The 13,838-nt window shown below is 70.6% G+C and carries 12 protein-coding genes; 3 read left to right on the plus strand and 9 right to left on the minus strand.

The features are described 5' to 3' along the window. Window positions 1-11 precede the first annotated feature (11 nt). From P8934_RS03840 to P8934_RS03855, 4 genes are all read right to left on the minus strand, one after another. Window positions 12-1,535 (minus strand): ABC transporter permease, encoded by a 1,524-nt coding sequence (locus tag P8934_RS03840; protein WP_278033019.1) that lies wholly within the window; start codon window positions 1,533-1,535, stop codon window positions 12-14. Next, window positions 1,532-2,245, minus strand: coding sequence for an ATP-binding cassette domain-containing protein (locus P8934_RS03845; RefSeq protein WP_278033020.1), 714 nt, complete (start codon window positions 2,243-2,245; stop codon window positions 1,532-1,534). Before P8934_RS03845 ends, P8934_RS03840 begins: the two co-directional genes overlap by 4 nt. After that, window positions 2,245-3,099 carry a putative selenate ABC transporter substrate-binding protein gene (locus tag P8934_RS03850; RefSeq protein ID WP_278033021.1) on the minus strand — a complete coding sequence of 285 codons (855 nt, stop codon included), beginning with the start codon at window positions 3,097-3,099 and terminating at the stop codon, window positions 2,245-2,247. Before P8934_RS03850 ends, P8934_RS03845 begins: the two co-directional genes overlap by 1 nt. A gap of 73 nt (window positions 3,100-3,172) precedes the next feature. Continuing rightward, window positions 3,173-4,045 carry a MurR/RpiR family transcriptional regulator gene (locus P8934_RS03855; RefSeq protein ID WP_133636476.1) on the minus strand — a complete coding sequence of 291 codons (873 nt, stop codon included), beginning with the start codon at window positions 4,043-4,045 and terminating at the stop codon, window positions 3,173-3,175. A gap of 229 nt (window positions 4,046-4,274) precedes the next feature. Here P8934_RS03855 and zwf point away from each other — a divergent pair, with 229 nt between their 5' ends. From zwf to P8934_RS03870, 3 genes are read left to right on the plus strand one after another with little or no spacing between them, the layout of a single operon-like run. Continuing rightward, entirely contained in the window at window positions 4,275-5,786 is a 1,512-nt protein-coding gene (gene zwf, locus P8934_RS03860) for a glucose-6-phosphate dehydrogenase (protein WP_278033022.1), read from the plus strand. Between the two features lies 1 nt (window position 5,787). Beyond that, window positions 5,788-6,465 (plus strand): 6-phosphogluconolactonase, encoded by a 678-nt coding sequence (pgl, locus tag P8934_RS03865; RefSeq protein ID WP_278033023.1) that lies wholly within the window; start codon window positions 5,788-5,790, stop codon window positions 6,463-6,465. A gap of 16 nt (window positions 6,466-6,481) precedes the next feature. After that, window positions 6,482-7,144, plus strand: coding sequence for a bifunctional 4-hydroxy-2-oxoglutarate aldolase/2-dehydro-3-deoxy-phosphogluconate aldolase (locus P8934_RS03870; protein WP_133636473.1), 663 nt, complete (start codon window positions 6,482-6,484; stop codon window positions 7,142-7,144). 161 nt (window positions 7,145-7,305) lie between these two features. On the opposite strand, the gene P8934_RS03875 is transcribed toward P8934_RS03870, so the two are convergent. From P8934_RS03875 to P8934_RS03895, 5 genes are all read right to left on the minus strand, one after another. After that, window positions 7,306-8,289 (minus strand): carbohydrate kinase, encoded by a 984-nt coding sequence (locus P8934_RS03875; RefSeq protein WP_278033024.1) that lies wholly within the window; start codon window positions 8,287-8,289, stop codon window positions 7,306-7,308. Beyond that, window positions 8,286-9,173 (minus strand): D-hexose-6-phosphate mutarotase, encoded by an 888-nt coding sequence (locus tag P8934_RS03880; protein ID WP_278033990.1) that lies wholly within the window; start codon window positions 9,171-9,173, stop codon window positions 8,286-8,288. Before P8934_RS03880 ends, P8934_RS03875 begins: the two co-directional genes overlap by 4 nt. Before the next feature lie 21 nt (window positions 9,174-9,194). Further along, on the minus strand, window positions 9,195-10,163 hold the full coding sequence (glk, locus tag P8934_RS03885) for a glucokinase (RefSeq protein ID WP_278033025.1): 969 nt from the start codon (window positions 10,161-10,163) through the stop codon (window positions 9,195-9,197). 184 nt (window positions 10,164-10,347) lie between these two features. After that, window positions 10,348-12,234, minus strand: a complete 1,887-nt coding sequence (edd, locus tag P8934_RS03890) for a phosphogluconate dehydratase (RefSeq protein ID WP_278033026.1) — start codon at window positions 12,232-12,234, stop codon at window positions 10,348-10,350. A 133-nt stretch (window positions 12,235-12,367) separates the two neighbouring features. After that, complete coding sequence (locus P8934_RS03895; RefSeq protein WP_278033027.1) at window positions 12,368-13,762, minus strand: coniferyl aldehyde dehydrogenase; 1,395 nt, start codon at window positions 13,760-13,762, stop codon at window positions 12,368-12,370. Between the last annotated feature and the right edge of the window lie 76 nt (window positions 13,763-13,838).

Consider the following 13,838-nt stretch of genomic DNA (forward strand, 5'->3'; position numbering starts at 1 on the left):
CCTGCCAGCGCCTAGCGCTGGCAGGGGTCGTCGATGATGGCAGTCTCCTGCGGCCGCAGGCGTCGCGAGAGGGCGTCCACGGCGATGTTGAGGGCCGCGGTGACCAGCAGCAGGAAGAAGGCCACGTCGAACAGCAGGTACTCGAAGTTCGCATCGATGTAGTAGCCCAGGGTGGCCACCCCCAGCATGCCGAGGATGGCCGTCTCGCGCAGGATCACTTCGGCACGGTAGTAGAGCAGGGCCAGCATGCCCGGATAGAGCCGCGGCAGCAGCTCGTAGGCCAGCCGGCCCGTGGCGTTCACCCCCGGCATGCCGGGGGTGATGGCGTCCGCATGGCGTGCCACCAGGAAGGCGATCAGCGCGCCGTTGTGCAGCGCCAGCGCCAGCCAGGCGGGCAGCAGCGACGGCCCCAGCAGCAGCAGGAAGAAGAAAGCCAGCATCAGTTCCGGCGTCGAGCGCAGGAAGACCAGCAGGCTCCGTCCGGCCAGGCGGGTCGCCGGGTTGCCGAAGTGGCGGCAGGCCAGCGGCCACAGCGCCAGGGCGACCAGCAGGGCCCCCACGCTGCCGAGCAGGCCGAGCAGCAGGGTGTTGCCGATGGCCGGGCCCAGGTCGGGGATGCGGGCCAGCCAGTCGATGAGGCCGCGCCAGTCGCCCTCGAGCAGCGCCGGTGGCCAGATGTCCTGGCTGACGAAGCGCCACAGGAGGCCGCCCTCCAGTGCCGGCCAGGGGCCCAGCAGCAAGGCGCCACCGAGCGCCAGCAGCGGCATCAGCCGCCGGTGGCCCCACCAGGGCAGGCTGGCGATCAGCAGGTAGAAGAGCCACAGCAGCGCCCCGGCCTCGTGGTAGCGCCCCTCGCGGAAGGCAGTCTCGAGCTGGAAGCCCAGGGTCGGCAGGCCGACGAAGCCCAGCAGCACGCTGGCGCGCAGCGCGCACTCGAAGCGGTAGCGCGTGTAGGCGGCGAGCCGGGTCCAGGCCAGCGGCAGTTCGGTATAGACGAAGCGCGACAATCGCCCGACCCCGGGCGGCAGGGCGTCGCGCGGCGCACCGGGTATCTGCTCCAGGATCTCGGCATAGACCTTGGCGAAGATGCCGGCATAGGGAATCGCCAGGGCCAACAGGGCCGTGGCGGCGGAGAGGCCGAACACCTGCAGGAAGAGCAGTGCCCAGAACAACTCGTGGATCGCCCGCACGAAGGCGCAGCCGGCGCGTACCAGCCGTGAACGGGCGAACAGCAGGGCCAGCGGGAAGCCCAGCACAATCCCGCCGAGCGTCCCCCAAAGGGCCACGGCCACGGTCAGGCCCAGCGCCTCCAGCGGTGACTCCAGCGCCCCCCAGGCGGGCCAGGCCAGCCCCCGGGCCATGCGTCCGAGCTCCGCCCAGGGGTCGCGGGTCAGCACCGCCAGGTCGGCGAAGGGCACCAGCACCACCGCCAGCGCCACCAGGGTCAGGCTGTGGCGCGCCAGGCGCACGCCGGGGCTCTGGCCTCCCAGCCAGCCTGGCCGGGGCACCCGGGTGCGAGACTGGGCCTGGGTCATGGCCGGCCCCGGGAGGCGGCTTCTCCCGTCTGGCCATCGGCGTCGGGATAGAGGCCGTCCAGGTCCGCCAGGCCCAGTTCGCGAGCCGGCGCATCGATCACCAGCCGGCCGTCACGCAGGCCCCATACCCGGTCGAAGTGGCTGAGCGCCAGCTCCCGCTGGTGGAGGGCGATCACCGAGGTGGCGTGGCGTTGGTCGATCATCGCCAGCAGGCGCAATGCCTGGTGGGGGTCGACGCTGGCCACCGGCTCGTCACCGAGGAACAGCGCCCGCTGCTGGTAGAGGGCTCGGGCGATGGCGACCCGCTGGCGCTGGCCCCCGGAGAGCTGGGCGACGGGACGGCGCATCAGCCCGTCCAGGCCCAGGTCGTCGCAGAGCTCGGCGACCTCGCGCCAGGGGCCGGCCAGCGGCCGCGCCAGGTTCCACAGGTTGGCCAGCGCCGAGTGCTCTGCCAGCCGCCCCATGTAGACGTTGTGATAGACCGCCAGCTGGGGCACCAGGCCATGCTGCTGGGGGCACCAGGCGGCGCTGTCGCCCAATTGCCGGCGCAGGGCGCCGAGCAGGGTGGACTTGCCGGCCCCGCTGGGGCCGAGCAGGGCGACCCGCTCGCCGCGACGCAGGCCGAGGTGCAGTCCCGGCAGCACCACCCGCTCGCCATGGCCCAGGTCGATGCCGTTCAGCGAGACCAGGGCGTCGCTGGGCTCGCCCATCAGCGCAGCAGGCCGAGCTCTTCGGCGACGTCCTCGATGGGGGCGTAGAGGGCGTTGTCGGCGGGGATGAAGGCCTCGCGCGGGAAGCTTGCCAGCAGCTCGGGGTCGTCCATCTCGAGCAGGGCCGTGCGAACCTTCTCGCTGAAGCCCTCGCCGAAGCGTGCATCGACGTCGCCGCGCAGGGTCCAGTTGTAGTCCGGGTAGGGCGGGGTGGCCCAGATCACCTCGACCTTGTCGGTATCCACCCGGCCGTCGGCCACCGCGGCCTCCCAGACGCTGAAGTTCACCGCCCCCAGGTCCCAGGTGCCGGCTTCCACCAGGGCGATGGTGCGCGAATGGTCTCCGGAGAAGCCGACCCGCGAGAAGAGCTCGTCGGGTGCCTCGCCGAAGTGCTGGCGCAGGAAGTGCTCGGGCATCAGGCGTCCCGAGGTGGAGGTGCGCGAGCCGAAGGTCAGGCTCATGCCCTCGATGGCCCCGGGCAGCTCCTCGGCCCGCTCGAGGCCGGTGGAGCGGTGGGCGATCAGGTAGCTCTTGAACTCGGCATCCTCGCTGCCCTGGGCCACAGCGACGGAGCCCGGCACCAGGCGACGCGCCTGGACCCCGGAGAGGCCGCCGAACCAGGCCAGCTGGACCTGGTCGTTGCGAAAGGCGGTGACCGTGGCGCCATAGGACTTCACCGGCACGTACTCCACCTCGACGTCGAGGCGCTCCTCGAGGTAGTCCGCCACCTTCGAGAAGCGCTCGACCAGCCGCGACTGGTCCTCGTCGGGAATGGCGGTGAAGCGGAAGGTATCGGCGGCGACACCCTGGGCGAACAGGGCGAGGACAGTGGTGGAAGCGGCAAGCCAGCGCATCTCGGTCTCCGTGGTGGGCGATAGGCTGGCCATTGTTGTGGCTCGGCGCCGGCCTGGCAAGTCGGGAGGTGTCTCAGGACTGGTCGTCGCGCCCTCCGGCGGGGTAGCGTGTCGGCTGCAGGCTGTCCTTGATCTTCTTCAGGTGGGGCAGGAAGTCCTCGCCGCGGCGCAGGGTCACCCCGGTGGCCAGGACATCGATCAGCGCCAGCTGGATCATCCGCGAGGTCATCGGCATGTAGTAGTCGGTGTCCTCCGGGGTGGCGACCTCCAGGGTCTCGGTGCACTCGGCGGCCAGCGGCGAGTCGGGGGCGGTGATGCCGAGCACCACGGCGCCGTTCTCCCGCGCCAGTCGGGCGATGTCCACCAGGTCACGGGTGCGTCCGGTCCAGGAGAGCACCACCACCACGTCGCCGGTGTGGCAGGCCGCCGCCACCATGCGCTGCATCAGCACGTCCACATAGGCGGTGACCGGCAGGTTGAAGCGGAAGAACTTGTGCTGGGCATCCTGGGCCACCGCCCCGGAGGCCCCCAGGCCGAAGAAGTGCAGCTGCCTGGCCTGGATCAGGTAGTCGACCACGCGCTCGATGCGCTCCGGGGTCACCTCGCGGCGGGCCAGGTCCAGGGCGGCGATGGTGGCCCCGAAGATCTTGTTGGTGTACTCGGCGGCGGAGTCGCCGGGTTCCACCGCCTGGCTGACGTAGGGGGTGCCGCCGGCCAGGCTCTGGGCCAGCTTGATCTTGAAGTCCGGGTAGCCCTTGGCCTCGAAGCTGCGGCAGAAGCGGTTGACCGTGGGCTCGCTGACCGAGGCCAGCTGCGCCAGGGTGGCGATGCTCATGCTGGTGGCCGAGGCCGGGTCGGCCAGGATGACGTCGGCCACCTTGCGTTCGGAACGGTTGAGCTCGTCGAGCTGCCGGCGGATGCGGTCGAGCAGATCGTGTCGGACCATGGGCGATGAAGTCTCCGTGACGACGGGGCGCCATCGGCGGCGCGGGGAGTGAAACACGGGTGATGTAGTGATTTAACTACATTATGCTGGCTATGCTGGGGAATGCGCAAAGGCGGTAGCCGGGGACGCGGCAACGGCTGTCGAAGAATGTTGTAAACTTACATAAATAGTTTGCAAGCCTCGGCCTGCATGCGCTATTTTTTAGGTAAGTTAACCAGATGGGGCGGACATGACACAACGCAAACGAGCCGGCGAGGCCAGGCCCACCGACGTCGGCAGCACGGAAATCGACCTGGCCCTGTTCGGTGCCCTGGGCGACCTGGCCCAGCGCAAGCTCTATCCGGCGCTCTACCAGCTCGACCGCGAGGGCCTGCTGGACGCCAGTACCCGCCTGCTGGGCCTGGCGCGCCAGGAGCTCGACCGCGAGGCCTTCCAGGCCCGGGTCGAGACGGCGCTCAAGACCCACGTCAAGGCCGAGGAGCTCGACCGCTCCGTGCTCAGGCGCTTCCTGGCTCGCCTGGACTTCCTGCAGCTCGACTTCACCCGTCCCGAGGGCTACGCCGGCATCCGCGAGTGGCGACAGCAGGGCCTGCTGCGCCCCATGGTGGTCTACCTCTCGGTGGGCGCCAAGATCTATGGCGACATCTGCCGCCACCTCGAGGCCAGCGGCAGCCTCGACGAGCAGAGCCGAGTGGTGGTCGAGAAGCCCATCGGCTTCGACCTCGACTCCTCCGCCGAGATCAATGATGCCATCGGTGCGGTCTTCCCCGAGTCACGGGTCTACCGTATCGACCACTACCTGGGCAAGGAGACGGTGCAGAACCTCATCGCGCTGCGCTTCGCCAACCCGCTGTTCGGCACCCAATGGAACCAGAACCATATCTCCCACGTGGAGATCACCGTGGCCGAGAAGGTCGGCATCGAGGGGCGCTGGGGCTACTTCGACGAGGCCGGTCAGCTGCGTGACATGGTGCAGAACCACCTGCTGCAGCTGGTCTGCCTGATCGCCATGGACCCGCCGGCCAACCTGGATGCCGACGCCATCCGTGACGAGAAGGTCAAGGTGCTCAAGGCGCTCAAGCCCTTCACCGACGACATGCTGGGCCGCGACGTGGTACGAGGCCAGTACATGGCCGGCACCACGGATGGCCAGGCCGTGCCGGGCTACCTGGAGGAGGAGGGGGCCAATACCGAGAGCCACACCGAGACCTTCGTGGCCATGAAGACCGGCGTGGCCAACTGGCGCTGGGCCGGCGTGCCCTTCTACCTGCGCACCGGCAAGCGCATGCCGGAGAAGCTCTCGCAGATCATCATCCACTTCCGCCAGCAGCCGCACTATATCTTCGACCCCGACCAGCGGGGGCTGGCCGCCAACAAGCTGGTGATCCGCCTGCAGCCGGAGGAGGGTATCGCCCTGGAGGTGCTGACCAAGGACAGCGGCCTGGACAAGGGCATGCGCCTGCGCCGCGGCCCGCTGCACCTGGACTTCAACAGCGCCTTCCCCAAGACCCGCATCCCGGACGCCTACGAGCGGCTGCTCCTCGAGGTCATGAAGGGGCAGCAGTACCTCTTCGTGCGCCGCGACGAGGTCGAGCATGCCTGGCAGTGGTGCGACAGCCTGGTCGCCGCCTGGGCCGACCGCGACGAGCCGCCCCGGCGCTATCCGGCCGGCTCCTGGGGGCCCGTGGCCTCCATCGCCATGATCACCCAGGATGGGCGCAGCTGGTACGAGGACTACTGAGATGACCGACACGACACCCTCGCCCCGCGAACAGCTCTCCCGGCAGCTGGCCGAGGCCGTGGCCGAGGCGCTGCGCGCCGACCTGGTGACCCACGACCAGGCCCTGCTGGTGGTCTCGGGGGGCTCCACACCGGTGCCCTTCTTCGCGGCCCTGGCGGCCTGCGAGCTGCCCTGGGAGCGCGTCCAGGTGACCCTGGCCGACGAGCGCTGGGTGGCCGAGGACGCCGAGGACAGCAATGCCCGCCTGGTACGCGCCCACCTGCTGCAGGGGCCGGCCGCCGCCGCCACTTTCGTGCCGCTGACCACCGCCGATGCCACGCCCGAGCAGGGTGCTGCGGCGGTGGCCGAGCGGGTCGCCGGGCTGGCCTGGCCGGCCAGCGTGGTGATCCTCGGCATGGGCGGCGACGGCCACACCGCCTCGCTGTTCCCCGACAGCCAGGAACTGTCCCTGGCGCTTTCCACCGAGGCCCCGGCGGTGGCGGTGCGCACGCCGAGCCAGCCCCAGCCGCGCATCAGCCTCAGCGCCGACCGCCTGCACCAGGCCCGCCGTCATGTGCTGCACATCACCGGCGGCGACAAGCGCGCCGTGCTGGCCCGGGCGCTGTCCGGCGACGACGTCCGCGAACTGCCGATCCGCGCCTTCCTGGCCTGTCCGCTGGCCACCTACTGGGCCCCTTGAGCTTCTGGAGACCGTTATGACCATCGAAAAGCAGCTGCCCTCGACCCGCACCACCGAACTGGACAGCATCTGCCTCAAGGCCGAGGTGATCCCGGTGCTGGCCATCCAGCGCATCGAGGATGCCGTGCCTCTGGCCCGCGCCCTCTTCGAGGGCGGCCTCACCGTGCTCGAGATCACCCTGCGCACCGACTGTGCCCTGGAGGCGATCAAGCGCATCAATGAGGCGCTGCCCCAGGCCAGCATCGGCGTGGGCACGGTGCTGACGCCGGCCCAGTATCGCCAGGCCGAGGAGGTGGGGGCCGACTTCGTGGTGACCCCCGGTACCACCGAGGCGCTCTACCGCTACGGGGTCACCAGCCCGGTGCCGATGCTGCCGGGGGTGGCGACCGTCTCCGAGCTGATGACCGGCTGGCAGTACGGCTATCGCCGCTTCAAGTTCTTCCCTGCCGAGGCCAGCGGCGGCGTCAAGGCTCTCAAGGCCTTCGCCGGCCCGATTCCCGAGGCGCGCTTCTGCCCCACCGGCGGGATCGGCATCAACAATGCCGAGGACTACCTGGCGCTCAAGAACGTGATGTGCGTGGGCGGCTCCTGGCTCACGCCGAAGTCGCTGATCGATGCCGAGGACTGGGACGCCATCCGCTCGCTCGCCCGCGAGGCGGCGGAGCGCTTCCACCACTGACCGCTTTGCCCGCGTCGGCAACCCTGTGCTCTCTCGACAGCTGGTAGCTGTCCCTTGCCCCGGCCCCGCCGGGGCTTTTTTGGTTCGGGGCCCTGGGCGAACACGCGAAGACCCCGGGCCGGCAAGGCCGGCCCGGGGTGAAGGCAGCGTGTCGAAGACGCTCAGGTGCGCAGGCGTGCCAGGTCGTCGCGATCCGGCAGGGCGGCATAGGCGCCGGGGCGCGTCACGGCATGGGCGCCGCAGCGACTGGCGATCTCCACGGCGCGGCGCAGGAAGGCCGTGTCCCGGTGCCAGTCGCCGTCGAGGCCCTGGTCGGCGGTGAACTCGGCGAGCTCGGCGAGCAGACCACCGATGAAGGCGTCGCCGCCCGCCGTGGTGTCCACCGCCTCGACCCGGGGCGGCGTGACTCGCTCGTCCAGCCCGACCCCCTTCAGCATCACCTCGCCCGGACCGTCGGTGATCACCGCGACCTTGACCCCGGCGGCGAAGCGCTCGGCCAGCCAGCCCTCCCGGGGGTGGTCGGCACGCAGGTCGTCGAGCTCGTCCGTCGAGAGCTTGAGCAGGTCGGCGGCGTCGAGCAGCCGGGTGACCAGGCTGATGTCGGCGGTCCCGCCTTCCCAGAGGTTGTGGCGCAGGTTGGCATCCACGCTCACCAGGCAGCCGGCGCGGCGAGCCATCTCGGCCATGGCCAGGGTGGTCTCGGCGATCTCCGGCTCGGTCAGGCTGTTGCTGCAGAAGTGCACGATGGCCGGGTCGGCGAAGACCCCGGCCGGCAGGTGCTCCAGCCGATAGAGGAGGTCCGCGGCCGGCGGGCGGTAGAAGTCGAAGGTGCGCTCGCCCTCGGCATCGCGGGAGACGAAGGCCAGCGCCGTGCGTGCCTCGCGCGTGCGCACCACGCCGGAGGTGTCCACGCCATGGGCGGCCAGCTCGGCGGCCAGGAAATCCCCGAAATGGTCCTCGCCGAGCATGCCGAGGAAGCGGCTGGGCACGCCCAGGCGGGCGCAGGCCACGGCCACGTTGGCGGGGGCGCCGCCGGCATAGGGCGTGAAGGTCTCCGGGGCATCCGCTGCGACGCCCGGCGTGTCGCCGAGGCGGCTGGAAAGCAGGTCGACGAGGGCCTCGCCGAAGCTGATCACGGGGGTCATGGGGTCGCTCCCTCCTCACGGCTCAGGGTGGTGCCCAGCAGGTGCTGGGCGCCGGGGACCAGCCACACAGGGTCGAGCCGGGTGTTGGCCGACTCGATGCACAGGAAGTGGCGGGCGGCCTCGATCGAGGTGTCCCCGGGGGGCGCGTCACCGGGATGCCAGACCACGGCGGAATCGCTGCCCTGGCGGGCGATCCTCAGGCGGCGGGTGCCGTCGTCGAGGCACAGCTCGGCATTGCTGCGGTAGATGCGGTCCAGCGCGCCGCGCACGCCCAGCTCGCCCTGCTGGTCGCGCTCGGCGAAGTCGGCCAGCTTGTCCAGGTAGGTGGCGCCGGCCAGGCCCTCGACGCGGCAGGCGAAGGCATCGGCGACCGCCAGGTAGCTGTGCAGGGCCCCGGTGATCTTCACCGGCGTCTCCCCGACATGCTCGGTGATCAGCTCCACGTGCAGGCGCCGGGCGTTGGCCTGGATGACCGCGCGTGGCACCAGCTGGCCATGCAGGCGCTCCTCGGGGGAGAGGTGCAGCTCCACGCCCTCCTCGTGCTCGTCCACGGCATCCAGCCGCCATGGGGCCTTGCGCGCCGGGCCATGCATGGGGCCGGAACGATCCGGGGACTCGTCGGCGGTGTTCTCGTCGGCGAACCAGGGCCAGCACAGCGGGATGCCGCCGCGGATCGCCCCCGGCAGGGTCTGGGGGGTGGGCGTTACCCACAGCCAGCCGCCGTCAGCTCCCGCGGGGCGAAAATGCAGGACCTGCGCGCCCTGCAGCGAGACCGCCAGCTCTCCCCAGGCTTCATTGGCCAGCCATACCTCGCGGCCGGCCCACTCGGCACGGCGCTGGCCGCGGGTCTCGTCGATCAGGGTTCGCAGACTCTGTGGAATCATCATTCGGCCTCTTGCGTCGATTTACTCGACCTCTTCATTGTGCAGGGCCTCGGCGGCACCCAGCAGGCCCGTCCAGGGCGCGGTGACCACCTGGACCGGGATGGCCCGGGTATAGGCGCTCATGCGTCCCTTGGCGTTGAACGCCTCGAGGAAGCGGCTCTCCGGCAGCCACTCGAGCAGCCGCGGGAGGATGCCGCCGCATAGCGCGACCCCGCCGCGGGCCCCCATGGTCAGGGCGGCATCGCCGCAGACGTCGCCGAGGATCTTCAGGAACCGCAGCAGGGTATCACGGGCCACGCCGTCGCCGCCCGCCGCCGCCCGGGTGACCTCGGCGGGGCTGGCATGCTGCGGCGGGGCGCCCTTGAGCGAGCAGTGGGCCAGGTAGAGGTCGAGCAGCCCCTGGCCACAGAGGATGCGCTCCACCGAGACACGGCCGTAGCGGTTGCGGAAGTGCCGCAGCAGGTTCTGCTCGCGCTCGTCGGTGGGCGCGAAGGTCACATGGCCGCCCTCGGTGGCCAGCGGGATCCAGGCGTGTCGCCCCGGGAAGAGCCCGGCCACGCCCAGCCCGGTCCCCGGGCCGATCACCAGCCGGGCGGCGTGGGGGACCGCCTCGCCGGGCTGCACGTCCACCAGGTCGTCGTCACCCACATGGGGCACGCCCAGTGCCTGGGCGGTGAAGTCGTTGATGACCTTGAAGAGGTCGAGCCCCAGCGTCTGCTGGACCGCCTCCCGGGAGAAGGTCCAGTGGTTGTTGGTCATGCTCACCCGGTCGCCGCGGATCGGGCAGGCGAAGGCCAGGCAGGCCTCGCGGGGGGCACCATCGCCGGTCAGCCCGACCCGGCCGAGGTAGTCGCGCACCGCCTCGACCAGGCCCGGGTAGTCGGCACAGGGCAGGCTCAGGATGTCACGAGGCGCGAAGGTGTCCGGCGTCACCAGGGCGAAGCGCGCATTGGTGCCACCGATATCACCGATCAGGGCAGGGCGCGTCATGGGCATGCCTCCGGACAGGACGCAGCAGTAAGGGCGGCACCGTGGGTGCCACCACTCTCGAGGGTTCCACCGATCAGGGCAGGGCGCGTCATGGGCATGCCTCCGGACAGGCAGCGGCGGTAAGGGCGGCACCGTGGGTGCCACCGCTCTCGAGGGTTCCGCCAATCAGGGCAGGGCGCGTCATTCAGGCGTCCTCGTCGTGGATCTGGCCCTCCTGGCGCGCCAGGTCGTCGGCCTCGAAGCCGCCGAACACCCCGGCCCCCTCCTCGCCGCGCATGGCCAGGTGGCGGAAGCCGCCGAACAGCTCGCGTCCCAGGCCCACGTGGTAGTGGTCCAGATCGCCGACCCGCAGCTCGCGCTCGGCCCACTCATGGGCATCGATCTTGACCTCGAGGCTGCCGCTGTCGGCATCCAGGCGCACGATGTCGCCGTCGCGCAGCTTGGCGAGCGGTCCGCCGTCCAGCGCCTCGGGGCTGATATGGATGGCCGCCGGGACCTTGCCGGAGGCGCCGGACATGCGCCCGTCGGTGACCAGCGCCACCTTGTAGCCCCGATCCTGCAGCACGCCGAGGTAGGGCGTCAGCTTGTGCAGCTCGGGCATGCCGTTGGCCTTGGGGCCCTGGAAGCGCACCACGGCGATCACGTCGCGGTCCAGGTCGCCGGCCTCGAAGGCGCCCTTGAGGTCGTTCTGGTCCTCGAAGATGCGGATCGGCGCCTCGACCACGCGGTGCTCGGGCTTCACCGCCGAGACCTTGATCACCCCGCGGCCCAGGTTGCCGTCGACCACGGTGAGCCCGCCGGTGGGGGCGAAGGGCGCCGCCACGCCGCGCAGCACCTCCTCGTCGAGGCTCTTCTCGGGGCCTTCGCGCCAGGTCAGCTTGCCCTCCTCCAGGAAAGGCTCCCGGGTGTAGGCGGTCAGGTCGGTGCCGAACACCGTGGGGATGTCCCCGTGGATCAGGCCCGCCGCGAGCAGCTCGCGGAACAGGTAGCTCATGCCGCCGGCGGCCTGGAAGTGGTTGATGTCGGCCTGGCCGTTGGGATAGACCTGCATCAGGCTCGGCGTCACCGCGGAGAGGTCGGTGAAGTCCTCCCAGGTGATGGTCAGGCCGGCAGCGGCGGCCATGGCCACCAGGTGCAGGGTGTGGTTGGTGGAGCCGCCGGAGGCGAGCAGGCCGACGATGGCATTGACGATGGCGCGCTCGTCGATCTGCTTGTAGAAGGGGCGGTAGTCGCCGCCGGTCTCGGTATTGCGCACCGCCTGCTCGGTGGCGTAGCGGGTCAGCGCCTCGCGCATCTCGGTGCCGGGGTTGACGAAGGAGGTGCCCGGCAGGTGCAGGCCCATCATCTCCATCATCAGCTGGTTGGAGTTGGCGGTGCCGTAGAAGGTGCAGGTGCCGGGGCTGTGGTAGGACTGCGATTCGGCCTCGAGCAGGTCCTCGCGGCTCGCCTTGCCCTCGGCGAAGAGCTGGCGGATGCGCGCCTTCTCCTTGTTGGGCAGGCCGCTGGGCATGGGGCCCGCCGGCACGAACATGGCCGGCAGGTGGCCGAAGCGGGCCGCGGCGATGAACAGCCCCGGGACGATCTTGTCGCACACGCCGAGGTAGAGCGCGGCGTCGAACATGTTGTGGGAGAGGCCCACGGCAGTGGCCATGGCGATGACATCGCGGGAGAACAGCGACAGCTCCATGCCCGGCTGGCCCTGGGTGACGCCGTCGCACATGGCCGGCACGCCGCCGGCGAACTGGGCGGTGGAGCCCATGGCGCGGGCGGCGGCCTTGATGGTCTCGGGGAAGGTCTCCAGCGGCTGGTGGGCCGAGAGCATGTCGTTGTAGGCGGAGATGATGCCGAGGTTGGCCGAATTCATCAGCTTCAGCGAATTCTTGTCCGTCTCGCCGCAGGCCGCGAAGCCGTGGGCCAGGTTGCCGCAGGAGAGCTCGCCCCGGTGCACGCCGCGGCGGTGCTGGTCGGCCATGCGGCTCTCGTAGAGGGCGCGGCGCTCACTGGAGCGTTCCCGGATGCGGCGGGTGACGTCGGCAACGGTGGGGTTGAGGGCGGGGGTCGTGCTGGCCATGGGTCACCTCGGAATCGAGTGTCGGGTGTCTTGTAAACTTACCAATAAAGTGTCCGGTTGTTCGGCCATGCTACCCGGTAGCTGACAATATTTGTAGTTTTATTACCGCTATTTTTGGAGCCGAGCGACCGGCTCACAGGCCCAGCAGGCGCAGCCACCAGCGACGCCAGGGCGGGTCGAGCAGCCCCACGGCGTTGCGGCGTGCCTGCAGGAAGACGCTGCGCTGGTGGGTGAAGCGCAGAAAGCCGGTCTCGCCCTGGTAGGCCCCCATGCCGCTCTCGCCGATGCCGCCGAAGGGCAGGGCAGGCACCACGTAGTGCCACAGGGTGTCGTTGAAGACCATGCCGCCCGAGCGGGTCTGCTCCAGCAGGCGTCGGCGGCGGGTCGGGTCGTCGGTGAAGGCGTAGAGCGCCAGGGGACGAGGCCCCTCGGCGACCCGGGCCAGGGCGGCGTCGAAGTCGCGCACGCCGATCACCGGCAGCCAGGGGCCGAAGACCTCCTCCTGCATGATCGCCAGGTTCGCGGTGGGGTCGACCACCAGGGTGGGCGGCAGCTTGGTGCCGTGGCTGAGCGTCAGGCGCTCGCCGAGCTCGATCACCCGGCAGCCGTGGTCGCGGGCCTCGTCGAGCAGGTGCTCGAGGCGGCTGCGGGAGGCGTCGCCGGGCACCGCCGAGTAGTCGTCGCTGGCGGTGCCCTGCGGATAGAACTCCTTGACCACCGCGCGGATCGCCTCGATGAAGGCCGGCAGGCGTGCCGCATCGACCAGCACATGGTCCGGGGCGATGCAGGTCCGGCCGGCGTTGAGCCACTTGCCGAAGGCGATGCGCCGGGCGGCATGCGCCAGGTCGGCATCCTCGGCGACGATGGCCGGGGCCTTGCCGCCGAGCTCCAGGGTGACCGGCGTCAGGTTGGCCGCCGCGGCACGGGCCACCTCGCGTCCCACCCGAGGGCTGCCGGTGAACAGCAGGTGATCGAAGGGCAGGGCGGCGAAGTCACGGGCAGTGTCGGCATCGCCGGTGGCCACGTGCAGTTCCTCGGGCGCGAAATAGCGCTCGACCAGCCGGGCCAGCAGGGCGCTGGTGGTGGGGGTCTGCTCGCTGGGCTTGATCATCACCCGGTTGCCGGCGGCCAGCGCATCCACCGCCGGCATCAGGGCGAGGCTCCAGGGGTAGTTGGCCGGGGCGATGATGCCCACGACCCCCAGCGGCTGGCGGTGGATGCGCGCCTTGCCCGGCAGCAGGCGCCAGGGTACCGCGGCACGGCGCGGCGCCATCCAGCGTTTCAGGTGGCGCCGGGTGTGGCGGATGGCCATCAGCAGCGGGACGACCTCCGCCAGGCGCGTCTCGGCCTCGGCGCGGTGGCCGAAGTCCTGGCGGATCGCCTGGCTGATCTCGTCGCGATGGTGGCGGGTCATGCTCGCCAGGCGGGCGAGGCGTTCACGACGGGTCGCCGCCGAGGGGAAGGGTTCGGCGGCGAAGGCGTGGCGCTGCTGGTCCAGGCGCGCCTGCAGGGCGCGGGCGTCGGCCATGCGCGTCTCCCAGGTCAGTGGTGGCATCGGCGGAAGGGTCTGCGCACAATGTAGGCGCAATGCCGGTGGCTTGTCA

Origin of the sequence: Halomonas sp. CKK8, from assembly GCF_029625235.1 — a bacterium.
In the GTDB taxonomy this organism is placed as follows: Bacteria; Pseudomonadota; Gammaproteobacteria; order Pseudomonadales; family Halomonadaceae; genus Halomonas; species Halomonas ventosae.

Excerpts from the sequence above, each read along its gene's own strand:
- P8934_RS03855 (WP_133636476.1), bottom strand. The coding sequence starts at position 4,045 with ATGGTCCGACACGATCTGCTCGACCGCATCCGCCGGCAGCTCGACGAG.
- P8934_RS03880 (WP_278033990.1), bottom strand. The coding sequence starts at position 9,173 with ATGATTCCACAGAGTCTGCGAACCCTGATCGACGAGACCCGCGGCCAG.
- pgl (WP_278033023.1), top strand. The coding sequence starts at position 5,788 with ATGACCGACACGACACCCTCGCCCCGCGAACAGCTCTCCCGGCAGCTG.
- P8934_RS03875 (WP_278033024.1), bottom strand. The coding sequence starts at position 8,289 with ATGACCCCCGTGATCAGCTTCGGCGAGGCCCTCGTCGACCTGCTTTCC.
- glk (WP_278033025.1), bottom strand. The coding sequence starts at position 10,163 with ATGACGCGCCCTGCCCTGATCGGTGATATCGGTGGCACCAATGCGCGC.
- P8934_RS03870 (WP_133636473.1), top strand. The coding sequence starts at position 6,482 with ATGACCATCGAAAAGCAGCTGCCCTCGACCCGCACCACCGAACTGGAC.
- edd (WP_278033026.1), bottom strand. The coding sequence starts at position 12,234 with ATGGCCAGCACGACCCCCGCCCTCAACCCCACCGTTGCCGACGTCACC.
- P8934_RS03895 (WP_278033027.1), bottom strand. The coding sequence starts at position 13,762 with ATGGCCGACGCCCGCGCCCTGCAGGCGCGCCTGGACCAGCAGCGCCAC.
- P8934_RS03845 (WP_278033020.1), bottom strand. The coding sequence starts at position 2,245 with ATGGGCGAGCCCAGCGACGCCCTGGTCTCGCTGAACGGCATCGACCTG.
- zwf (WP_278033022.1), top strand. The coding sequence starts at position 4,275 with ATGACACAACGCAAACGAGCCGGCGAGGCCAGGCCCACCGACGTCGGC.
- P8934_RS03840 (WP_278033019.1), bottom strand. The coding sequence starts at position 1,535 with ATGACCCAGGCCCAGTCTCGCACCCGGGTGCCCCGGCCAGGCTGGCTG.
- P8934_RS03850 (WP_278033021.1), bottom strand. The coding sequence starts at position 3,099 with ATGCGCTGGCTTGCCGCTTCCACCACTGTCCTCGCCCTGTTCGCCCAG.